This window comes from Anoxybacillus suryakundensis (genome assembly GCF_001418025.1).
Classification (GTDB): Bacteria; Bacillota; Bacilli; order Bacillales; family Anoxybacillaceae; genus Anoxybacillus; species Anoxybacillus tengchongensis.
In genome coordinates, this window is record NZ_LIOK01000001.1 from 222,632 (window position 1) to 245,894 (window position 23,263).

The 23,263-nt window shown below is 40.6% G+C and carries 24 protein-coding genes, 1 pseudogene and 1 riboswitch; of the genes and pseudogenes, 13 read left to right on the forward strand and 12 right to left on the reverse strand.

The annotated features are described in order from the left end of the window. On the forward strand, window positions 1-771 hold the full coding sequence (locus ASC42_RS01070; RefSeq protein WP_055440160.1) for an ABC transporter ATP-binding protein: 771 nt from the start codon (window positions 1-3) through the stop codon (window positions 769-771). Continuing rightward, the gene (locus tag ASC42_RS01075) at window positions 758-1,564 is read left to right on the forward strand and encodes an ABC transporter permease (protein WP_209424205.1); all 807 of its coding nucleotides are present in this window, start codon (window positions 758-760) and stop codon (window positions 1,562-1,564) included. Before ASC42_RS01070 ends, ASC42_RS01075 begins: the two co-directional genes overlap by 14 nt. A gap of 30 nt (window positions 1,565-1,594) precedes the next feature. On the opposite strand, the gene ytkD is transcribed toward ASC42_RS01075, so the two are convergent. The 4 genes from ytkD to ASC42_RS01095 form a co-directional block, all read right to left on the reverse strand. After that, on the reverse strand, window positions 1,595-2,068 hold the full coding sequence (gene ytkD / locus ASC42_RS01080; protein WP_055440161.1) for an RNA deprotection pyrophosphohydrolase: 474 nt from the start codon (window positions 2,066-2,068) through the stop codon (window positions 1,595-1,597). A 63-nt stretch (window positions 2,069-2,131) separates the two neighbouring features. Beyond that, entirely contained in the window at window positions 2,132-2,440 is a 309-nt protein-coding gene (locus ASC42_RS01085; RefSeq protein ID WP_032100456.1) for a hypothetical protein, read from the reverse strand. Between the two features lie 110 nt (window positions 2,441-2,550). Further along, window positions 2,551-2,988 (reverse strand): Dps family protein, encoded by a 438-nt coding sequence (locus tag ASC42_RS01090; protein WP_055440162.1) that lies wholly within the window; start codon window positions 2,986-2,988, stop codon window positions 2,551-2,553. A 120-nt stretch (window positions 2,989-3,108) separates the two neighbouring features. Beyond that, entirely contained in the window at window positions 3,109-3,582 is a 474-nt protein-coding gene (locus ASC42_RS01095; RefSeq protein WP_055440163.1) for an S-ribosylhomocysteine lyase, read from the reverse strand. Window positions 3,583-3,711: 129 nt separating this feature from the next. Between ASC42_RS01095 and yidD the strand changes: the two genes are divergently transcribed. The 8 genes from yidD (at window position 3,712) to ASC42_RS01135 (ending at window position 12,928) form a co-directional block, all read left to right on the forward strand. Further along, window positions 3,712-3,936 (forward strand): membrane protein insertion efficiency factor YidD, encoded by a 225-nt coding sequence (gene yidD, locus ASC42_RS01100; protein ID WP_032100458.1) that lies wholly within the window; start codon window positions 3,712-3,714, stop codon window positions 3,934-3,936. Window positions 3,937-4,015: 79 nt separating this feature from the next. After that, a complete protein-coding gene (locus tag ASC42_RS01105) occupies window positions 4,016-5,197 on the forward strand; it encodes a GTP-binding protein (RefSeq protein WP_280790519.1) in 1,182 nt (393 codons plus the stop codon). A gap of 94 nt (window positions 5,198-5,291) precedes the next feature. After that, a complete protein-coding gene (locus tag ASC42_RS01110; protein ID WP_055440165.1) occupies window positions 5,292-6,275 on the forward strand; it encodes a metal ABC transporter substrate-binding protein in 984 nt (327 codons plus the stop codon). 72 nt (window positions 6,276-6,347) lie between these two features. Beyond that, window positions 6,348-7,700: a cytochrome ubiquinol oxidase subunit I gene (locus ASC42_RS01115; RefSeq protein WP_082435653.1), complete on the forward strand. Its 1,353-nt coding sequence runs from the start codon at window positions 6,348-6,350 to the stop codon at window positions 7,698-7,700. Between the two features lie 14 nt (window positions 7,701-7,714). Beyond that, complete coding sequence (locus ASC42_RS01120) at window positions 7,715-8,752, forward strand: cytochrome d ubiquinol oxidase subunit II (protein WP_055440167.1); 1,038 nt, start codon at window positions 7,715-7,717, stop codon at window positions 8,750-8,752. A 92-nt stretch (window positions 8,753-8,844) separates the two neighbouring features. Next, window positions 8,845-9,045: riboswitch (cobalamin riboswitch) on the forward strand. 109 nt (window positions 9,046-9,154) lie between these two features. Then, on the forward strand, window positions 9,155-11,434 hold the full coding sequence (locus ASC42_RS01125) for a ribonucleoside-diphosphate reductase subunit alpha (protein ID WP_055440168.1): 2,280 nt from the start codon (window positions 9,155-9,157) through the stop codon (window positions 11,432-11,434). Window positions 11,435-11,445: 11 nt separating this feature from the next. Continuing rightward, entirely contained in the window at window positions 11,446-11,937 is a 492-nt protein-coding gene (locus ASC42_RS01130; protein ID WP_055440169.1) for a flavodoxin domain-containing protein, read from the forward strand. Next, window positions 11,891-12,928, forward strand: a complete 1,038-nt coding sequence (locus ASC42_RS01135; protein WP_032100465.1) for a ribonucleotide-diphosphate reductase subunit beta — start codon at window positions 11,891-11,893, stop codon at window positions 12,926-12,928. The genes ASC42_RS01130 and ASC42_RS01135 overlap by 47 nt, the downstream gene beginning before the upstream one ends. Window positions 12,929-12,939: 11 nt before the next feature. Here ASC42_RS01135 and ASC42_RS01140 read toward each other — a convergent pair whose 3' ends face one another. Both ASC42_RS01140 and ASC42_RS01145 read right to left on the reverse strand, forming a co-directional pair. After that, complete coding sequence (locus tag ASC42_RS01140; RefSeq protein ID WP_209424206.1) at window positions 12,940-13,392, reverse strand: diverged REC-like domain-containing protein; 453 nt, start codon at window positions 13,390-13,392, stop codon at window positions 12,940-12,942. Beyond that, entirely contained in the window at window positions 13,389-13,679 is a 291-nt protein-coding gene (locus ASC42_RS01145) for a DUF2325 domain-containing protein (protein WP_055440170.1), read from the reverse strand. Before ASC42_RS01145 ends, ASC42_RS01140 begins: the two co-directional genes overlap by 4 nt. Before the next feature lie 175 nt (window positions 13,680-13,854). On the opposite strand from ASC42_RS01145, the gene ASC42_RS13560 reads away from it, so the two are divergent. The 3 genes from ASC42_RS13560 to cydB all read left to right on the forward strand — a co-directional run bounded on the left by ASC42_RS13560 (window position 13,855) and on the right by cydB (window position 16,558). Then, window positions 13,855-14,010 carry a DUF1540 domain-containing protein gene (locus tag ASC42_RS13560; RefSeq protein ID WP_072242634.1) on the forward strand — a complete coding sequence of 52 codons (156 nt, stop codon included), beginning with the start codon at window positions 13,855-13,857 and terminating at the stop codon, window positions 14,008-14,010. A 180-nt stretch (window positions 14,011-14,190) separates the two neighbouring features. After that, entirely contained in the window at window positions 14,191-15,540 is a 1,350-nt protein-coding gene (locus ASC42_RS01150) for a cytochrome ubiquinol oxidase subunit I (RefSeq protein WP_032100467.1), read from the forward strand. Then, on the forward strand, window positions 15,530-16,558 hold the full coding sequence (cydB, locus tag ASC42_RS01155) for a cytochrome d ubiquinol oxidase subunit II (protein ID WP_055440171.1): 1,029 nt from the start codon (window positions 15,530-15,532) through the stop codon (window positions 16,556-16,558). The genes ASC42_RS01150 and cydB overlap by 11 nt, the downstream gene beginning before the upstream one ends. A gap of 20 nt (window positions 16,559-16,578) precedes the next feature. On the opposite strand, the gene ASC42_RS01160 is transcribed toward cydB, so the two are convergent. From ASC42_RS01160 to ASC42_RS14120, 6 genes and pseudogenes are all read right to left on the reverse strand, one after another. Then, on the reverse strand, window positions 16,579-18,009 hold the full coding sequence (locus ASC42_RS01160; protein WP_055440172.1) for an o-succinylbenzoate--CoA ligase: 1,431 nt from the start codon (window positions 18,007-18,009) through the stop codon (window positions 16,579-16,581). Between the two features lie 57 nt (window positions 18,010-18,066). After that, on the reverse strand, window positions 18,067-18,885 hold the full coding sequence (gene menB / locus ASC42_RS01165; protein WP_032100470.1) for a 1,4-dihydroxy-2-naphthoyl-CoA synthase: 819 nt from the start codon (window positions 18,883-18,885) through the stop codon (window positions 18,067-18,069). Beyond that, window positions 18,875-19,702 carry a 2-succinyl-6-hydroxy-2,4-cyclohexadiene-1-carboxylate synthase gene (menH, locus tag ASC42_RS01170; protein ID WP_055440173.1) on the reverse strand — a complete coding sequence of 276 codons (828 nt, stop codon included), beginning with the start codon at window positions 19,700-19,702 and terminating at the stop codon, window positions 18,875-18,877. Before menH ends, menB begins: the two co-directional genes overlap by 11 nt. Before the next feature lie 2 nt (window positions 19,703-19,704). Continuing rightward, window positions 19,705-21,438 (reverse strand): 2-succinyl-5-enolpyruvyl-6-hydroxy-3-cyclohexene-1-carboxylic-acid synthase, encoded by a 1,734-nt coding sequence (gene menD / locus ASC42_RS01175; protein WP_055440174.1) that lies wholly within the window; start codon window positions 21,436-21,438, stop codon window positions 19,705-19,707. After that, window positions 21,435-22,790 carry an isochorismate synthase gene (locus ASC42_RS01180; RefSeq protein WP_055440175.1) on the reverse strand — a complete coding sequence of 452 codons (1,356 nt, stop codon included), beginning with the start codon at window positions 22,788-22,790 and terminating at the stop codon, window positions 21,435-21,437. Before ASC42_RS01180 ends, menD begins: the two co-directional genes overlap by 4 nt. A gap of 291 nt (window positions 22,791-23,081) precedes the next feature. Next, a pseudogene (locus ASC42_RS14120) lies at window positions 23,082-23,263 on the reverse strand (IS110 family transposase); the annotation flags it as partial.

A 23,263-nucleotide genomic window follows, 5' to 3' on the forward strand; every position in this document is an offset into this window, starting at 1 on the left:
ATGCCCATTTTAACAATTGATCAAGTGATGCACGCCTACGTCACCAATCAATCTGCCGTATTAGCGCTTGATCATTTGTCGCTCAATGTCGAGAGAGGAGAATTTCTCTCCTTCCTCGGCCCAAGCGGCTGTGGAAAAACGACGCTTCTTTCCATTATTGCTGGATTGATCACCCCGACAAAAGGGCGTGTGCTGATCGAAGGAAAAGAGATACACACAATGCGCCAAGCGATTGGGTATATGCTCCAACATGATTATTTGTTCCCGTGGAAAACGATTGAACAAAACGTCACACTCGGATTAAAACTAACGGGCAAATATAGCGAGAAAACGAAGAAACAAACGCTCGCCTTATTGCACCAAATCGGTCTGCGCGATGTCGATAACCGCTATCCGAATGAATTGTCAGGAGGAATGCGCCAGCGTGCCGCCCTCGTACGTACACTTGCAACCGATCCGAAAATATTGTTGTTAGATGAACCTTTTTCTGCGCTCGATTATCAAACAAAACTTAAACTAGAAGATCTCGTATGGGAGACGTTAAAACAATATAGAAAAACGGCACTTCTCGTCACGCACGATATTGGTGAAGCCATTGCAATGAGCGATCGGATCGTTTTATTTACCGCTAGACCAGGAAAAATTCAAAAAATCATTACCGTTCCAGATTCATTAAGAGCTTGTACACCGTTTCAAGCTCGTCAACATCCAGATTTTTCACCGCTCTTTCAAATGATTTGGAAGGAGTTAGAGAGCATTGAACAAACATGAATGGTTGCAACGTATATACGATCAGTATATGGCATATGAAAAACGTGAAAAACGAATTGTCCGCTTTTTTCAAGCGATCATTGTCATTGCATTTTTCAGCTTATGGGAAATCGCAAGCCGTTTTCATTGGATCGATCCTCTTTTATTTAGCTCACCGTCCTCGATTTGGCATTTGTTTATGACAAAAATACGCGATCACACATTGCTTTCACATACAACCGTCACATTAACAGAAACCATACTCGGCTTTATTGTTGGCACGATGATTGGCGTTTGTTTTGCTGCAATACTTTGGTGGTTTCCTCGCGTCTCAAAAATTATTGATCCGTACTTAGTCATTTTAAACGCCATGCCAAAAGTAGCACTTGGCCCGATTTTCATCGTCGCACTCGGACCAAATATGACATCGATTGTCGCGATGGGAGCGATCATTTCGATCATTATTACAACGATTGTCGTTTACACCTCGTTTAAAGAAGTAGATGCAAATTATATGAAAGTACTTCAAACGTTCGGTGCAACGAAGCGACAATGGTTTACAGAAGCCATTTTACCTGCTTCCTTTCCGACCATTATTTCAACGCTAAAAGTGAACGTTGGCTTATCTTGGGTCGGTGTCATCGTCGGTGAATTTCTCGTCTCTAAACAAGGGCTCGGTTATATGATTATTTACGGATTCCAAGTGTTTAACTTTACGCTCGTTTTATTAAGTTTGCTTATGATTGCTTTGCTCTCTAGCATCATGTACCAGCTTGTCGGTTGGCTTGAAAAAAAATTAATAAAACGCGTATAACCCCACGCATAAAGAAAAAGCGGTGGGGTTTTAAATCATTCCCCGCCGCTGTAACTCTTGTTTCGTATATGCCCATACGCCATCTTTCATAATAAAACTAAACCGCCCGTCTGTCGTTACATCATCTGGTATGTACTCCATTTGTACAGGACCGTTTGTTTCAAAATACGACTCTCTCTGTTCAAGAAAAGCTACGTAGGCAAAATAAATATTTTTTACGATCGTTTCATTTGGGCGTTTCACTTCATACTGCCCGATATATGTGATCGTTTGAACAATCCCCCCTGTTTCTTCTCTTACTTCGCGAATGGCAGCCTGTTTCGCTGTTTCTCCTTCTTCCACTTTTCCACCCGGAAACTCCCAACCGCGTGTTTCGTGATTTGTCAACAGCCAATGGTTATCGTAACGGCAAATGACAAATACATGTTTCGGGTGTCTTGAAAAAGGATGGTCAGAAAAAGAAAGGCGAACATCATATCCGTAATAATCTTGAAATACTATCATCACCGTCTACCCTCAACTAGATGTTTTCTTTATTGTACCACACAGGTCGATGATCGACAGCTTTTACGATTCTATAACTCCCATCTCTTCAATTTGTTGTTTTGCTTCTTCATCTCCAAGTTCATAAATTATTTCATACACTTTTTTCATTGCGTTGTCATACCCGTCGTTCGGCCGATCATAATGGTATTGCACATATGGCACATGTGCGCGCCAAAATGATTGCCAATCGGATGAGTACATTTCATCAAAATACTCACGTAATTGAATGATTTCTTCATCCGTCGCCTCAATGCGAAATTCCCATGGTGAAGCGGTTTTTATTTGTGAAATTTCACCGCGTGCCACTGAAACATAATACGTTTTTTTCATCGGCCCACCTCTTTTCCATTTGTTACGGTTAGTGTGAGTCGATCCATTTGTTTTCATGCAACGAAAGCATAAAACGCTCGACAAAACACAAAAAGGTGGGATTCCCCACCTTATCCAAGAAACGATTTTAACATCCATACGTGCTTTTCTAAACTTTGATGAATGCCTAAAAGCATATCACCTGTCGTTTCATCATCAATTTCTCCCGCATAGTTCATGCCATCTTTTAGCTCTTGAATCATCGTTTCAAAATCGCGAACGATTTCTTCCACCATTTCTTCTGCTGTTTCATTTCCTTTTGCTTCATGTACAGAAGCTGCCGCTAAATAATCTTTCATCGTCGCTAACGGTTTTCCACCTAACGCCAACAGACGCTCAGCCAACTCGTCGATATGTAGCGCTGCTTCATTGTATAACTCTTCAAATTTTGTGTGCAATGTAAAAAACTGTGGTCCTTTCACATACCAATGATAGTTGTGTAGCTTCACATAAAGCACGTTCCAATTTGCAATTTGTTTATTAACTATGTCAATTAATTTCTCTTTCACGCTTATTCCCTCCTTAACTATAAACTTTCCCCTTCTTCATTGTAGCAAACAAAAAAATTTTTGGAAAATGAAACGTACTGTATTATTTTATAAAAAGCTCAGGAAAAAATCCTGAACTTTTTAACCGAACACTTTTTTCAATTCTTCTTTTGGCTGCGATAGCCAATAGCGCATAAGCCGTTTGGCTCCTTCTAAATCATGCAATTTCGCTTGACCGCACTCTTTTTCTGTTGCGGCTGGCACTTCTGTAACCATCGATGCCTCGTTCATTGTCGCCTCAAGCAAGTCAATAATTTCTTCGACTGTTGGTGTACCACTAACAACTAAATAATAACCTGTTTGACATCCCATCGGGGAAATGTCGATAATATCGAAATGATCATATTTTTCGGCATGCTTACGAATGTGCACCGCTAGTAAATGCTCAAGCGTATGAATGGCTGCTGGCTGCATTGCTTCTTTATTTGGCTGACAAAAGCGAATATCAAATTTATTCACAACACCGTCACTGCCGACTTGATGGACACCACAATGGCGAACGTACGGTGCCTTGACCGCACAATGGTCCAGCTCAAAGCTTTCTACTGAAGGCATATGTCCCACCTCTTTTTTAATTGTTACGTTTTTATCATACACAAAAGTCCGACTTTTTTCATCTTTTTTTGTTGGAATGGATTTATACATCTATGTTACAATAAGAAAAAATAGGGGTAGGTGTATGATATGAAGCATATATTCATTTTACTCATTCGCTTTTATCAACGATTTATTTCCCCTTTAAAACCGCCAACATGCCGCTTTTATCCAACTTGTTCTCATTATGGATTAGAAGCTATTCGTCGCTTCGGTGCGCTTAAAGGAGGCTATTTAACAATAAAACGCATTTTAAAATGCCATCCGTTTCATCCCGGTGGATTTGATCCTGTACCAGAGAAAGAGGAAAAATAATTGCCCTTTCTCTTTTTTTTCGGTATGATAAACGATGTAAATCGTAATAATTACGTTTTAAGAAAGGAGAATAATATTGATGAAAGTTCCTGTCACCGTATTAAGTGGGTATTTAGGCTCTGGGAAAACAACGTTGCTTAATCATATTTTAAACAATCGGGAAGGATTAAAAATTGCTGTCATCGTCAATGACATGAGCGAGGTCAATATTGATGCCGAACTCATTCAACAAGGTGGCTTTTCACGCACCGAAGAAAAACTTGTACAAATTCAAAACGGCTGTATTTGCTGTACGCTGCGGGAAGATTTAATGAAAGAAGTCAAAAAACTTGTTGATGCAGGAAACATCGATTATATCGTTATCGAATCATCCGGCATTAGCGAACCGATTCCTGTTGCACAAACGTTTACGTATATCGACGAAGAGTTTGGTATTGACTTAACATCAACTTGTCGATTAGATACGATGGTTACAGTTGTAGATGCTAATCGTTTTTGGCATGATTTCGCTTCAGGTGAAACGTTATTGGATCGTAAACAAGCGATCGATGAAACGGATACACGCGAAGTCGTTGATCTATTAATTGATCAAATTGAATTTGCGAACGTGCTTATTTTAAATAAAATCGATTGTATTTCAAAAGAAGATGCAGACGAATTAGAAACTCTTTTGCGCAAATTAAATCCAGAAGCGAAAATCATTCGAACGACATATGGAAAAGTAGCGCTCCATGATATTTTAAATACGCGCTTATTTGACTTTGAAAAAGCAAGTCAATCGGCTGGATGGATCAAAGAACTAAATGAAGAACATACACCAGAGACAGAGGAATATGGTATTTCTTCTTTTGTATATCGACGCCGTCGACCGTTTCACCCTGAGCGTTTGATGCATTGGCTTGAACATTGGCCTGTTGAAATCGTTCGTGCAAAAGGCTTTTTCTGGCTCGCTTCGCGCAACAATATGTGTGGACTTCTTTCGCAAGCTGGACCGTCCATTATGATTCAGGGGGCTGGCGAATGGATTGCGACATATCCTTCACATGAACGTGAACGCATTTTGCAAGAAGAACAAGAATTGCGTGCAAAATGGGATGATACGTATGGTGATCGTATGACAGAACTCGTGTTTATCGGAATCGATATGGATGAACAGGAAATTTCTTCTTCACTCGATACATGCTTGTTAACGGATGAAGAAATGGGCAAAGATTGGTCAACATTTGTCGACCCACTTCCGCCATTTGTTAGTTTTTCATAGTTTTCAAATCGTAACGATTACGATATAATAAAACGAGAGAAAAGGATGTTTTCTGTTTTTCAGAGACATCCTTCTTTTTGGAAGGAGGAAAAAAATGAGGTTGAACATCATTTTATCAATCATTCTTACGATCACACTAACATTATTTGGATGTAATAAACAAGAACAACTAGCGCCGTCAACGACAGAGAAAACAAACAACAAACTTATCATTTATACAACTGTATACCCACTTCAAGATTTTGCTCAAAAAATCGGCGACGAGCACGTTCAAGTGGAAAGCGTATACCCTCCTGGTGTCGATGTTCACACATATGAACCGACAGCAAAAACGATGCAACAAATCGCAGATGCTGACGCTTTCATTTACATCGGTCAAGGCATGGAAGGATTTGTTGAACGCATCGTCAAAACGCTAGAAAATGAGCGAGTCAAGTTCGTGGAAGCAACCGCAGGAATGGATTTACTTCGATCCAATCATACTCATGAAGATGAGCATGTTCACGAAAACGAACATGCGCATGAAGATGAACAAAAAGACGAATATGATCATGGAGATGTAGATCCTCACATCTGGCTGGATCCGATTTATTCCATTCAAATGGCTGAAACAATTAAACAAACGCTAATAGAACTAAAACCTGAGGCGAAACAAGATTTTGAACAAAACTTTGCTTCGTTAAAACAGCAGCTTGAACAGCTCGATAGCCAGTTTCAACAATTGATAAAAGACGCGAAAACAAAAGAAATTCTTGTTGCTCATGCCGCATACGGCTATTGGGAAAAACGATATGGCTTAAAACAAATAAGCGTAACGGGGCTATCACCAACAAACGAACCTTCACAAAAACAACTCGCTTCAATCATCAAGAAGGCAAAAGAACATAATATACGCTATATCTTTTTTGAACAAAACGTGACATCCAAAATTGCTGAAGTTGTAAAAAATGAAGTTGGTGCTGATGTGCTCATTCTTCATAATTTAGAAGCTCGTACAAATGATGATATCGCAAATAGCAAAGATTACTTTGCCATTATGAATGACAATATATCGGCATTAAAAAAAGCACTACAATAAGCGATCGTAACGGTCGCTTATTTTTTTTGCATATTTTTTCTCTTTTCACATCAAACTATGAAACGACAATGTATGGAAAGGAATGAACATTTCGGTATGGATCACGTATTAACAGCAAGAACGCTCTTTGGAACAACGATGGCGTTTCACATTATTTTTGCGACGCTCGGAGTTGGTATTCCGCTTATGATTTTATTAGCTGAGTTGCTATATCAAAAAACAAAAGACAATGACTATGCACTCATGGCAAATCGTTGGACGAAAGCGCTTGCCATTTTGCTTGGCGTAGCAATCCCGTCTGGAACGATTGCGGGCGTACAACTTTCTCTTTTATGGCCAGGGTTTATGGAAGTGATCGGCAAAGTGATGGCACTCCCATTTCAAATTGAAATTTATGCGTTTTTCGTTGAAGCGTTGTTTTTATCCATTTACGTATATGCTGCTAACCGCATTTCTCCAACGATGCGCATCGTGAGCTTGACGTTTGTTGCCATTGGGGCAGCCGCTTCTGCCATTTTAATTACGAACGTACATGCCTTTGAAGGTACGCCGACAGGCTTTCGGATCGAAAACGGACAAATTGTCGACGTCGACCCATGGAAGGCGTTTTTTAATCCGAGCTTCGCAGTTACAGCTACACACGTTGTTTTATCAGCTTATATGACCGGAGCTTTTACGATCGCTTCCATCGCTGCCTATAAGATGTTGAAAAATAAACATAACGAGCGCATTCAGCTTTTTCATAAAAAAGCACTGATGCTCGGGTTAACAGTCGGTGGTGTGTTTTCTCTATTAACGGCGATCAACGGGCATGAATCAGCGCAACTCCTTCATGAGTATCAACCTGAAAAATTAGCCGCTGCCGAAGGATTGTTTGAGACACAGTCGCACGCCCCCCTCGTTATCGGTGGTTTTACAGATCGCGAAACACAAACGGTAAAATGGGGCATTGAAATTCCCTGGCTGCTTAGCTTTTTAGCTGGTAATCGATTCGATACCGTCGTTGTCGGATTAAATGATTTCCCTGAAGAATGGTGGCCTCCTTTATTCGTCCATACACTTTTTAACGCAATGGTCGGGATTGGCATGTTTCTGCTCCTTCTTTCGATCGTCGGATTCATTTGGCATCGAGTAAAAAAACAACACATATTTCCGAACTGGTTTATGTGGACGATCGTTACCGCCGGTCCCCTCGCCCTTCTCGGCATTGAATTTGGTTGGATTTTTGCTTGCACAGGCAGGCAACCGTGGGTTATTTATCGCATGATGACAACTGCAGAAGCTGTGACTCAATCAACAAATTTAGGAACACTTTTTCTTTTATTTACGTCCATTTACGTATTTTTACTTGTAGCCGTCGTGCTCGTCTTACGTTCGTACTTCCGCCGTCACCCGATTGAACAACATTTATCGACACACATGTAGAAAGGAGCAAGATGATGACAGATGAATTAATTGCTATTTCGATTTTATGGGGATTTATTTTTATTTACGCCGTCATGGCGACGATGGACTTTGGAGCTGGTTTTTGGTCGATGGTATATATGAACCGCCCTCAAACGAAAGCGACGAAAATTGCCAATCGATATTTGTCACCGACATGGGAAGTGACAAATGTATTTATCGTCGCGATCGTCGTGGCGCTCGTTAGCTTTTTTCCAGGAGCCACGTTTATGCTCGGCACAATTTTACTCATTCCTGGAAGCATCATTTTACTTTTGCTCACTATTCGCAGTGCGTTTCTCGTTTTTTCACACGTTGCTCCTAAGTATGAAAAAGTGCTCGTTTACATTTCTGGTATAAGCGGTTTGCTTATTCCAGCCTTTTTAATTAGCGTCTTACCCATTACACATGGATCTTTCGTTGAAACGGTTAATGGCGTCAGTCACCTTCGTCTAGACCGTCTATTTACAAGCCCACACGAATATGCATTCATTGCCTTTGCTATAACAAGCACACTTTTTCTTTCTTCACTTTTATTGGCGGATTACTCGAACGAAGCAAATGAAACCGAAGCCTATGCCATTTATCGTCGCGATGCGCTCATTATCGGGCCATTTGCTCTCCTCTCTTCAATTTTAATTATGATCACGATGCGAAGCGAAGCGCGTTGGTTGTATGATGGGATGATTGCGTATTGGCCATGGCTTGCCGCTTCTGTCGCACTATTTCTCGTGGCTGGTTTAGCTCTTTTTCTTCCTTCATGGAAAAAGAAAAACGGACGTGGAATGCCCCGCCTTGCAGTTGTAGCAATTGTATTACAATATTTTTGTGCAAGTTACGCATATGGAAAAGCTCATTTACCATACATGATTTATCCAGATATAACAATCGAGTCTGGATTTACACATCCGAATACGTTTCGTGCCCTTTTCGTGACGTATATTGTCGGCTTTGCAATTTTATTTCCAGGTTTCATTTATTTTTGGCGACTGTTTATGAAAGATCGGCGCTATTTAGCAAATGATGAAAAATAATGATTGCAAATGTTGAAATTTTTCGTTATAGTTTTAAACGTAAACCTTTTTATACAATATATTGTGATAAAAAAACAAAAAATAACTATATATTGAAACCAGCAAGTGAAGGTGTCCCAATGGACTTAATAGGGAATCTGGTGCGAATCCAGAGCTGTCCCCGCAACTGTGTGCGCAGACGAAATGGAAACAACACCACTGTATACGTCAGCTGTTTGTGGCACGTATATGGGAAGGAATCCAAAGTAGGAAGAAGCGCGAGTCAGGAGACCTGCCTTCCTTGTATCGTTTCATATTCTTCGGGGATTGAGAAGATGAAACGATGGTGAAAGCACGCCTTTTTCCATCGTTTCATCCGCTCAACTAGGGCGGATTTTTATTTTTTAGGGGAAGGGATGTTGGATGATGCACATAAAAGAGCAGCAGGAAGTAAATGAAGAGACGATTCGAAGTTTGTTATTTCATATTTTCAAAGACTTTCCACACTTATCAAGCGAGCGATACGTTGAACGTACCGTACGCTCGCTTGTCCACACGCGAAATTACAACGATATAATAAATAAACTTATTTTAAATGCGCTTGACGAAATTACCGTGGAGCAACCTGATTGGACGTTTGTTGCAGCACGTCTTTATTTACAACAATTATACAATGAAGCTGCTATAAATCGCGGCTACGATCGATTCGAAACATATGGCTACTTTTATGAGTTGCAAACACAGCTCGTCGATCTCGGCATTTACGATCCTTTTGTACTTGAACGGTATACGAAAGAGGAACTACAAGAAGCAGGGACATGGATCGATCCGAAAAAAGACGAGCAATTTACATACATCGGGTTAAAAACACTTGTTGATCGTTATTTAGCGAAAGGTTATAGCGGTGAAATTTACGAACTGCCTCAAGAGCGTTTTTTAACCATCGCGTTAACATTAATGGCGCATGAACAGCCAACGAAACGAATGGCACTCGCTAAAGAAGCATATTGGGCATTATCCAATCAATATATGACGGTGGCTACACCAACATATGCAAACGCAGGAAAATCATACGGACAGTTATCCAGTTGTTTTATTGATACGGTAGATGACAGTTTAATCGGTATTTATGAATCGAATACAGACGTCGCTCGTCTATCTAAAGGCGGAGGCGGAATTGGTGTATATTTAGGAAAAATTCGCGCACGTAACTCGGATATTAAAGGTTTTAAAGGGGTATCGTCTGGCGTCATTCCATGGATGCGCCAATTAAACAATACGGCTGTATCGGTGGACCAACTTGGTACACGTCAAGGGTCTATCGCTGTATATTTAGACGTTTGGCATAAAGATATTTTCTCTTTTTTAGATGCCAAATTAAACAACGGGGATGAACGTCAAAAATGCCACGACTTATTTTATGGCGTCTGCATTCCTGACTTATTTATGGAACAAGTCGAAAAACGCGGGGATTGGTATTTGTTCGATCCACACGAAGTGAAAAAGGTGATGGGTTGGAAAGATAAAAACGGCAATCCGCTAGGTCTTGAAGATTTTTACGATGAACAAAGAGGATGTGGCTCCTTCCGCGAAAAATATGAGGAGTGCGTCAATCATCCACAATTAACGAAAGAGCGCGTTCCTGCGATTGAAGTGATGAAACGAATTATGAAATCTCAATTAGAGACAGGAACACCTTACATGTTTTATCGCGATGAAGCGAACCGAATGAATCCAAACAAACATGCAGGCATGATTTATTCAAGTAATTTATGTACAGAAATTATGCAAAATATGAGTCCAACAACCGTCACAAAAGAATATACACAAGATGGCGAAATTATTATCCATAAAAAACCTGGCGATTTTGTTGTCTGCAACTTATCTAGTATTCATCTTGCTCGCGCGGTTCAAGACGGTGTACTCGAACGGCTCATTCCGATTCAAGTGCGCATGTTAGATAACGTGATCGACTTAAACGAACAGCGAATTGAAGTGTTGCAAGCGGTGATGACAAATAAAAAATATCGCGCCATCGGTTTAGGGGCGTTTTCTTGGCATCATTTATTAGCGTTAAAAGGGATCAAATGGAATAGCGAAGAAAGTGTTCATCTTGCGGATCAATTGTTCGAAAAAATCGCTTATTTAACAATTCAAGCAAGCATGGAATTGGCAAAAGAAAAAGGAGCCTATCCAGCTTTTGAGGGGTCTGATTGGCATACAGGAACATATTTTGAGCTTCGCGGTTATCATTCGCATGATGATTTAGACTGGGACGGTTTAAAACAACAAGTGATGAAGCATGGTATTCGTAACGGTTATTTAATGGCTCCTGCACCAAATGCTTCGACTTCCGTTTTAGCCAATGGAACAGCGTCATGCGACCCTGTATTCAATCGTTTATATTTTGAGGAAAAGAAAAATTACAAGATTCCTGTGACTGTACCAGATTTAAATGCAAAAACATTTTGGCTTTACGAAAATGCCTATGAAGTCGATCAAAAAATGAGCATTCGTCAGAACGCAGCAAGACAAAAACATGTCGATCAGTCTTTAAGCTTTAATCTTTACGTCTATAACACCATTAAAGCAAAAGATTTGTTAGATTTGCACTTAACGGCATGGAAAGAGCGTTTAAAATCAACGTATTACGTTCGCAGTACCGCCGTAACAATTGAAGAATGCGACGTTTGCTCATCTTAGGGGGAAAAATGATGAACGTTCTCATTTGCTATACATCGAAAACAGGAAACACGAAAGAAGTCGCTTTGTTGATTGAGGAAGCTTTTCATTCACATGGACATGCCGTGAAAACGATGAATATTGACCATGTTTTTGCTATCGAATCACTCATCCATGAAGCGCATCTCCTTCTATTCGGTTCATATACATGGGGAAATGGACAACTTCCACATGAAATGAGGAGAATGCTTCGTTTTCTTATTAAAGAACGAAAACTTACTCTGCCTCCTGTTGCGCTATTTGGTACAGGAGATCAAATGTGGCCATATTATTGCCGTGCAGTTGATGAAATGGCATACCATTTACGAAAAGTCACACCAGTGCTCGGCATGCTAAAAATTGAGCAATCGCCACGCGGACATCAACAACATTTGCCGGCTTTGTTCGTACAACGACTACTAGAGGAGGTCGAACGTTTTGTTATTGACGAAAGTGAAGTTGTTGGAACCGTCGCATCCAAATAAAGCAACAAGCATTATCAATGGAAAAGCAAGCGGCATTTTAAACTGGAATGATATTAAGTATAGTCACTTTTATGACATATATAAGATGCTGCTAGCAAACTTTTGGACACCATTTGAAATTAACATGTCTGACGATATTAAACAATGGCACGCGTTAAGCGAGCGAGAGCGCGATGCGTTTTTACACATTATCGGCCTGCTTTCAATTTTAGACTCTGTTCAACCGAACTTTATTGGAGCGATGAAAGAATATATTACTGATCCGAGCGTCAAAGCTATTTTTTCGATTATCGAACAGCAAGAAGTGGTCCATAATCAATCATACTCGTACGTCCTTGCTTCGATCGAAAAATTATCCGAGCAACATCGCGCTTTTGAAATGGCGCGTACGAATCCGCACATTTATAAACGAAATGAGCACGTTATTCGCGTATATGAAGCATTTCGTGAACAACCGACTGTTGAAACATTTTGCCGAGCCCTCGTCGCTTCACTCGTATTAGAAGGAATTAATTTTTACTCTGGTTTCGCCTTTTTTTACAATTTAGCCCGAAATCAAAAAATGTTAAAAACATCAACAATGATTAGCTATATTAATAAAGATGAGCTATGCCATAGCTACTTTATTTCTCAACTCGTACGCGCTGTCCTATGGGAAAATCCACATATTGATGAAGATGGAGCGTTTTCTGCGTGGATATATGACTATATCGATGAAGCGATTCGTTACGAAGCAGAATGGTCGCGCTTTGTGTTGCGCGATATGGATGGCATTGATGTCATTGAAATGGAAAAATATATTGAATATCTTGGAAATAAGCGATTGCGTATGCTCGGCTTAGATGATCGATACGATGCAGATGAAAATAGTATGCCTTGGATTCGTGTCTTTAGTGATGAAAATGTGAACTTAGGCAAAACGGACTTTTTCGAAGCACGTCCACGTTCATATACAAAAACGACAGATATTAATGGATTTGATGAATTGTAAAACCGGGTGAATCACCCGGTTTTTTTACAATATGTCTCACTTGCAAACGTAACATACGATAAACGGTTTTTCATTATGTGATATATTCGTACTGTTTTCGGTTTGTGACCGAAATGATTTTCAAATTGTTGGAATGCATCGAATAAAGAAATACGATCAACAACAAAAACGTCCATACATAACGGTGCAACTCCTATGTGAGACGTACATGATGCGGTAATAAAGGCATCACGAGCATCTAATATGTGAACAAAGGACTGATCGTTCGCAACGAAACGAAGCAAGTAATCCGTCATTTGTGCAATCGTTTTATAATATGTAACGGGAGAATCAAAAGAAGCGATCGAAAACGATGATGTTGCCCGTTCAATTCCTTTTAGCAACGTAAGCGATGAACGATGGGGTGAACATATGCTGTAATGATAAGCTAACACTTCATTCAAAAACGATTGCCACAATGTCATCTCACTTCCTCCATTTGCTGAATGACGGATTGGATGGAACTCCATGAACGTTTCACAAAATAAATTGGCTTATGTTGGTCTTTTGCTTTTTGTTTAATGACTTTGGCTAAATTATGGTTAATATAATCCGTCATAACAAATACCATATCAACGTGCTCAGGAATTTGTCGTTTCACCATATTCACTTTCCTGCCATCTAAATGAATAATCTCCTTAAATCCTGAGTTTTTTAATTTATCGGTAATGTTTCCTAAATGATCTGCTCCAACAACTAATAATGATGACATGTAACTCCCTCCAAATTTTTTGTTTTATATTCCATAATCTCATTCTAATTGAGAATGATTATCTATGTCAACATTTAATGATAAAAATTCTCAATAATGTTGTTCATTTTTTCATGTTATGTCTTGCCAATGTTTTGTCTACACTAACATCAGCATCAAGAAAGGGGGGATAATCGTGGCTAAAGATGTACTTTGTGAAGTGCAAAACTGTCAGTTTTGGTCGCAAGGCAACCGGTGTAGTGCAGACGCCATCTACGTTGTAAGTCATGCAGGCTCAACAGCGACAAGTTCGACAGAAACAGACTGTAAAACGTTCCAACCGAGCGAATAAACAATATACCCCTTGTATCGAGCAAGGGGTTTCCATCTTTATTACGTTAAAAACTATGTATAGACACATTTTTTTAAAAATATCGCCACAGTTTCGCAACATTTCTCTCACCTCTTCTTCACGTGTTAGCGTTACTCTTATACATATATAAAATATATTTCGAATGTTGGAGGGAGACTTATGAGCGACGTGCTTTTGCTTAGCCGTTTTCAATTTGCGATTACGGTTTTTTATCATTTCTTATTTGTTCCGTTAACCATTGGGCTTATTGTCTTAATTGCATGGATGGAAACACAACATGTGCGAACAAAAAACCCACTTTATCGACAAATGGCAGACTTTTGGGGGAAACTATTTGCCATTAACTTCGTTCTCGGTGTAGTTACAGGTATCACGATGGAATTTCAATTTGGGACAAACTGGTCTGAGTATTCGAAATATATGGGGGACATTTTCGGCTCTCCTCTCGCTATTGAAGCGCTCGTTGCTTTCTTTTTAGAATCAACATTTATGGGTATTTGGCTGTTCGGAAAGGATAAAATTTCACCGAAGCTTCGTGCATTTTCTATTTGGATGGTTGCGCTCGGTACAAATATTTCAGCACTTTGGATTATTACAGCCAACGGCTTTATGCAAAATCCAGTTGGGTATATTGAAAGAAACGGACGTATCGAACTACAAAACTTTTGGGAAGTTGTAACAAATCCATATGCTTGGCATATGTTTGTACACACTGTTGTCAGCTGTTATATCGTTGGAGCGTTTTTTGTCATGGCGGTTAGTGCATGGCATTTATTACGTAAACAACATGTCGAGTTTTTCAAAAAATCGTTTAAATATGGCCTCATTTTAGGACTAATCGCAGCAACAGCGACACCGTTTATTGGTCATAAATCAGCGTCGTTTGCAGCGAAAATGCAACCAGCTAAAGGGGCAGCGCTTGAAGCGGTTTGGGAAACAAAAGAAAGTTTACCATTTCACATTATTCAAATTCCAGACCCAGAAAATGAGCGAAACATCGTTGAATTTTTAACGATCCCGAAGCTCGGTAGCTATTTTTATACACATTCATTTGATGGAAAAGTCGTTGGATTTGATCAAATTCCAAAAGATGAACGTCCAAATGTTAATATCGTCTTTTATTCATTTCGTTTAATGGTCGCGCTCGGTTTATATTTTGTGGCTCTATTTTGGTACGGATTTTACTTATATCGCAAAAATAAATTAGTGGAATCACGACGTTTCCTAAAACTTGTGATGTATTCTGTGTTACTGCCGTATGTGGCTATTAATGCTGGATGGGTTGTTGCCGAAGTTGGTCGCCAACCTTGGACAGTGTACGGATTAATGCGCACAGCTGAGGCGGTATCACCAATTTCACTTTCGCAAATCATTTTCTCACTTGTTAGCCTCGTGTTGTTTTATACCATTTTACTTATTGCTGACGTGTACTTAATGTTAAAGTATGCGAAAAAAGGACCATACACATCCACAGCTACGAAAGGTGGGGAAGTTCAACATGTCTCATGAAACAGTGGCGATCATTTGGTTTGGTCTATGGGGACTCATTTGGACGGTATACTTCGTTTTAGATGGATATACACTAGGCACCGGGATGTTGTTTCCGTTTTTAGCGAAAAATCGACAAGAACGAAATCAACTACAAGAAGCTGTCGGACCGTTTTGGGGTGGCAATGAAGTATGGTTAATTACAGCCGGCGGAGCTACATTTGCTGCCTTTCCAGCCGTTTATGCAGATTTATTTAGCTTCTTATATACGCCGATGATGCTTATTTTATTCGCGCTGTTTTTCCGCGCTGCTGGATTGGAATTTATGCATAAAGACGATTCACCGGTTTGGCAAAAAAGCTGGAAATGGGCATTTACAATTAGCAGTTTTGCTTTAGCACTTTTATTTGGCGTTGCGTTTGCGAATTTGTTTTACGGTTTAAAAATTGGTCCGTCCGGATATGAAGGAACGTTTTTTAGCTTGCTTCATCCGTACGGTCTATTAGGCGGATTGTTGTTCATGAGTTTATTTATCGTCTCTGGTGCTCTATGGGTCATGCTGAAAACCGTTGGAGAGGTAGCGGAACGAGCATATACAGTCGCGCGCCCAGCTGCTGTTGTTGCGGTTGTCACACTATCTATTTTCTTTGTTGCAACAAGTAATCGCACATCACTACTGAACAATTTTACAAAATTCCCTATTCTTTGGATCATCCCAGCACTTGCTTTCGTATGTGCATTACTTATGTTATTGTTCGTTTGGCAAAAACGTATTGGACTTGCGTTTACAAACATTTGTTTGACAATTTTCACACTTATGGCAACTGGTTTTATCGGCATGTTCCCAAATATGCTTCCTTCGCGCATCAACGATGAATATAGCACAACGCTTTTTGAAGCGGCAGGAAGCGAATTGAACTTAAAAATTATGCTCGGCGTCGCTATTGTCATGGTACCGATCGTCGTAGGCTATCAACTTTGGAGCTATAAACTGTTCAAAGAAAAAATTACGAAAGAAACAGCAAAAGGATATCAATAAATCAAGAAAGAGGAGGCTTTTTACGCCTCCTCGATCCATTTTTTTAGCTTATGGCGCATCAGTTTGTTTGTAGCATTGCGCGGCAAATGGTCAACGATATAAATTCGCTTTGGAACTTTATATTTAGCTAATTTACTCATACAAAACAACTTTAATTGTTCTTCCGTTGCTATTGGATCGTGTAATACAACAAACGCATATGGTACTTGTCCCCATGTTTCATCAGCAACTCCAATGACGCCTGCTTCTTTTACTGCCCTATGTTCCAAAAGTACCGACTCAATTTCAGCAGGATATATATTTTCTCCGCCAGAAATAATTAAATCTGAACGACGGTCAAGAACATATAAAAATCCTTCTTCATCCATATATCCAATGTCTCCAGTATATAACCAGCCATCTTTTAAAACCGCATTCGTTTCCTTTTCGTTTTGCCAATATCCTTTCATAACACTCGGGCCTTTTACAACAATCTCTCCTACTTCATTTGCATTCATTTGGTGCTCATCTTTTTCAATGCGAATGCTCATATGAAACAGCGGTTTTCCTGCTGAACCATGTTTATGACGAGCATCTGGAGGCAATGTAGCCACTTGAGAAGCGGTTTCTGTCATACCATACGTTTGATATACAGGTATATTCCAATCGACACATGATTGTAATAATGGCCGAGAAACAGGTCCTCCTCCCACGAGCATACAACGAAATGACGAAGGATACGGCTCGTTTAATTGTTGAATCATTTGTTGCACCATTGTGCTGACAGCGGACATCATCGTAATTTTCCCTTGGTAAATCAGTTCATTCACGCGTTTCGCATCAAACGATGGCATAATATAAATCCTCATGCCGTAAATGACACTCCGCATTAAAATCGACAAACCACTCACATGAAAAAATGGAACGGCCGCAAGCCAACAATCATCTTCACGCAATCCAAGATTTAAAGCAGAACCAATTGCACTCCACCAATGATTTCCATACGTTTGCATAACACCTTTTGGTTTTCCTGTCGTCCCTGATGTATACATGATGGTTGCTACATCATCAAGATTGTACATCGTTTGCCATTCTCCATCTCGTTCATCGAACCTCATAAATTCGTTCCATTCAATTGCTCGTTCATCCGGAAACGACTCATCACAAATGACGAAACGTGCTCCGCTATGTTCTAGTTGCCACTTCACTTCTTCAACAGATAAACGTACATTTTGTAACAAAACAATTGCACCAATATAATGAAGAGCGTGGATAACTTCGACCATATGTACACTATTTTTCATCAAAACGGCTACAACGTCTCCTTTTTTTACACCAAGATATGCAAATTGCCTTGCTCGTTTTACCGTCCGCTCATGAAGCTCAGCAAATGAAATCTCTTGCGTATCATCATATAGCGCCACGCGATCCGGAGTTAAATATGCACGTTGACGTAACCAATTTGGGATCATCTTCACACCACCTTCAAAAAAACAGCTTGATGTGCATACATCAAGCTGTTTTTATTTTTACGGAAAACGAGGGAACTGCTTAAAGTCCGGTTTCCGTTTTTCTTTAAATGCATCGCGTCCTTCTTTTGCCTCATCTGTCGTATAGTAAAGAAGTGTCGCATCGCCGGCTAGTTGTTGAATGCCTGCCAATCCGTCTGTATCTGCATTAAACGCAGCTTTTAAGAAACGAATAGCTGTCGGGCTTTTTTCTAAAATTTCTTCCGCCCATTTCACCGTTTCTTCCTCTAACTGTTCAAGCGGAACAACTTTATTGACTAATCCCATTTCTAACGCTTCTTGTGCATTGTATTGACGACATAAATACCAAATTTCGCGCGCCTTTTTATGACCGACAATACGCGCTAAATAACCTGCTCCATATCCTCCATCAAAGCTACCTACTTTCGGTCCTGTTTGTCCAAAAATTGCGTTATCCGCTGCAATCGTTAAATCACAAACGACATGTAGCACATGGCCACCGCCAATCGCATAACCTGCAACCATCGCAATGACCGGCTTCGGAATAACACGAATTAAACGTTGCAAGTCTAATACGTTTAAGCGTGGGATTTGATCTTCGCCCACATATCCACCATGTCCACGCACTTTTTGGTCGCCACCCGAGCAAAACGCTTTACCGCCTGCCCCTGTTAAAATGATGACACCAATATTTGCATCGTCACGCGCGTATGCAAACGCATCAATTAATTCCATTACTGTTTTCGGACGAAATGCATTATGTACTTCAGGACGATTAATTGTAATTTTTGCAATGCCGTTGTACGTTTCGTACAAAATATCTTCATATTCCCTCTCTTTTACCCATTCAATCGCCATGCAATGAACCTCCTTTTAGAACAAATTGTTGAACAAGCATACCAAACCGCTCACGTTGCTCCATATGCACAATGTGCCCGGCATGCGGAACGGTGATAAGCGTTCCGTTTGGTAATAATTGTACCATTTCTGACGCAATTCGACAAAACTTTTCATCATCTTCTCCACAAATCAACAATGTCGGCATATTTAACTGATGCAATGTCTCCCACCAAGAAGGTTGTGCGCCTGTCCCCATGCCACGCAAACTATTGGCTAGTCCAATAGCTGTATGTTGTAATCGTTCTTCTCGCAACCTTTGTTGCACATCTTTTGGCAATCGTTGAAGCGAAGAAAATAAAGGGATTTTCTCCCATTTATCAACAAACGATGCAACCCCATGTTGTTCAATAAACTGCGCTAATCGTTCATCTTCTTCCCGACGTTTCACTCGTTCTTCTTCCGTCTGTAAACCCGGAGAGCTACTTTCCAATATGAGCGTTTGAACGTACTGTGGATAACGAATCGCAAATGTGAGCGCAAGTCGTCCTCCCATGGAATATCCTAATATGTGCGCTTTTTTTATTTCTAATTGCTTAAATAACGTAACAATATCTTGAGCAACGATCTCGATGTCATATCGCTGCACATCTGAAGGGGCATCCGTTTGTCCGTGACCAAGAATATCAACAGCGATGCATTGCATATGTTGGCTCCAAGTCGACAAAAACGAATGCCACGTTTGACAGCTGCCCGTAAATCCGTGTAGTAACAACAGCGGTTGCCCGCTTCCGCACATTTCCACATAATACGTTTGCCCTTGAACGACAAGCCTCATGCTTATTCCCCTTTATTCAACAAGTTGGACATTTCCTGGGAAACATCTTTCCACAATTTCCGATGAATTTTGACATTATATTCACGTGATATCGGAACTTCAATAACGTTTAATGTTGGTCGGGCTAGGGCGTCTATCATCGCACAACGAAATTGCTCCCACGTTTCTACTTTTTCATAATGTCCATCATACATATTTACGACATGCTCAAACGATAAATCGGTCGGCGTACCAAATAATCGTTCAAAATGTTTTGGTTCATTCGCTTGTGGCAAGAACGAAAAAATGCCCCCACCGTTATTGTTTAGCACGATGATGGTCGCATGCAGCTTTTGTAATTTTGCTGCCAACAAACCATTTAAATCGTGATAAAATGACAAGTCACCGATAACTAACACAAGTGGTTGAGCAACGTAGCTTGCCCCTAGAGCGCTTGATACAACTCCGTCAATCCCATTTGCCCCACGATTCGCTAATAAACGAATACGTTTATGTGAGGACATAAAAAACGTATCCGCATCACGAATAGGCATACTATTGCCAACATAAAGCGTCGCTTCATCCGGTAATATGTGGGCAAGCTCGATAAATACTTTCCCTTCAAACATCTCTTTCTCATCTTTTGCTTGTAGCAATATTTGTTTCGCATGCTCATTCATTTGCTTCCATTGGCTTACCCATTGTGACGAACGAGTAGCAGTAGAAGCGCGTTTAGCTAACTCATGACAAAATTGCACCTCATTCGCCTCAACGAGCGCATGAAGCGATAATGTCGGATCGCGCCATTGTCCAGCTTCATCGACAACAATTTGTTTCACTTGTTTATGATGCTGCAACCAGAGATAAAGCGATTTGGATATAGGCATCGCCCCGAAGCGAACAACGACATCCGGAACAAATTGATTCGCAAACATTTCATTTTTTAACATCGCATCATACGATTCAATAATAACTTGTTTCTCATGTGTACCTGTACGCAATGGAGAAAGAGGATCCGCTAAAATAGGATATTGCAATGCTTCTGCTAACCTCACAACTGCGTCAGAAAACCCTTCGATATGCAAATCTCCACATATAATGATCCCTTTTTCGACACCGCTCAACTCCGCATACAACTCGTCAATCATTTCTTCACAAAGATGTTTGTTTCCTTTATACACGATGCGAGCTGGAAGAGATGGCGAAAACAGCGATTCGTTGATATTTGGAACGAGCGGTTCACGCAACGGAACGTTAATATGCACCGGTCCTTTTGGAACAGACGATGCAACGGACACAGCGCGAGCGGCAACCATCTCTGCATAACGAAGCATCCGCTCGTTTCCTTCTGGAAGCGCCATATCAACAAACCATTTTACATATGAACCGTATATATGCAGCTGATCAATTGCTTGTGGAGCGCCGACATCACGCAGTTCATGAGGTCGGTCGGCCGTAATAACAACGAGCGGAACACGTGCATAATAAGCTTCAACGATTGCTGGATAGTAATTAGCTACTGCTGTTCCTGATGTACAAACAAGAGCAACCGGATTTCTAGAAGCTTTCGCCATACCTAACGCAAAAAAAGCCGCAGAACGTTCGTCAATATGAACATGAATATTTAGCATCGGATGTTCAGCCATCACCATTGCAAGAGGGGTAGAGCGAGATCCAGGACTAATTACAACTTGTTGAACGCCCATATGAGCTAACTGGTTAACAAATGCTCCAACATATGCGGTCATTTCATTCATTCTCGTCCCCCCTCTAACGCTAATAACATCGGCTTGAACTTTACATTCGTTTCCTCGTATTCGCTATGTGGATCAGAATGAGCAACAATGCCACATCCAGCAAACAAATGTGCCTCGTTGTCTCCAAGCAACGCAGAACGAATCGCTACCGCAAACTCTCCATTTCCATTCGCATCAACCCAACCGATTGGAGCGGCGTACCATCCACGATCAAGTGGCTCAATCTCCCGAATCGTCTGTACCGCCTTTTCTTTCGGAAATCCCCCGAGTGCAGGGGTTGGATGAAGCCGTTCAACGAGTGAGAAAATCGAGATCCCTTCCCTCGTTTTTGCCTGAACAGGTGTATATAAATGTTGAATATGTCTCATTTTTAAAAGGGTCGGTTCACTCGGAACGAAAACTTCGGTACATACCTCATTCATCGCTTGTTCAATCATGTCAACAACAAATGCATGTTCACGGCGATTTTTATCGTCCTGAAGCAACCAACGTCCGAGTTCTTCATCTTCTTTGATCGTATGCCCACGGCGAATTGATCCCGCCAAACAAGCTGTTTCACACATGTGCCCGTTCTTTCTCACAAGTTGCTCCGGAGAAGCCCCAATGAAGCAAGTAGAGCCATTTTCAAAAGCAAAAATGTAGCTCATCGATTGTTGTTCTCGTAAAGCACGTAACACATAAGAGCGATCAATTCGATGAGAAAAAGAAAGAAATAATTCACGTGCTAAAACGACTTTCTCAATCATTCCACTTTGAATGAGATCCGTTGCATGATGAACAGCACGGATCCATCGGTCACGTGCGACTTCCTCTTTTTCGACAACGTCAGTACGATGCCATTCACTCTCACCACGTATGTGGAATAAGGAATCGATCATTTCTTCGAGCTGACCGAGCGATTCATGAACAACATTAATTGTTAACCATGTTTCATCTCGCTGCTTCGTTAACAAGAATGTAGGTACAACAAATTGGGCAGCAGGATATTCACTCCAATGTTCATCCGACTGTTTCAGCGGGTCAAAGGAAAATCCTCCGAACATCAGTGGTCCTTGGCCTTCGATGAAAGCGCCTTCTACAATTTGTTTCCATTCACGTTCAACTTCACGAAACCGCTTTTTCGTCTTTTCTTCGCTTTTTATAACGTGCGCATGACCTAGTCCAACAAACGTTCGTTCGTACAAGCAATCTGACCAATAAAAACGTTGTCCATGAAATAACGTTTCACCCGCAGCGAAAAAATCAAGCGGATCGATTTGCTCCATTTTTATGGTGACACTAACCATATGCTGTTTCTTCTTCAATACATCACGCAATTGGTCAATAACTTTGTTTTGATATAAAGTAACCACCTTTTATCACGCCTATACTTAAACTTTTTGTCCCTTTTTCATTATAATATTGTTTTTTAGAGATAGGAAACAATTTATATTGTCAAGACATTGACACATTTTCCCCACTTCCCTAAACTTATTGTGAACGACATTTTACTTAAAGTCCTGCGGTAATATGTCAAGGTGAAACATCATCGAAATTGGAAATTCATTTGTCCGATGACCCGAAAAAAGGCAATACTGAAGAAGCCCAGTCTTGTCTGATGTCATTAACTGGGTTTTGATGCAAAATCAGTTAGATCGATACCCCTATCGATCTTCCCCCTTTCTTGGCGTGTAGATTTGACCGTTGCGTAGCAGCGCATCGATCACACGCACGAGTTTTCGAGCGGTGAGGACGAGGGCTCGTTTGTGTTGGTGCTTTGGTACTTCCTCATACTTCTTCCGGTAATAGGTGCGAAACGACGCATCATGCCGTTGTACCGAGTTGG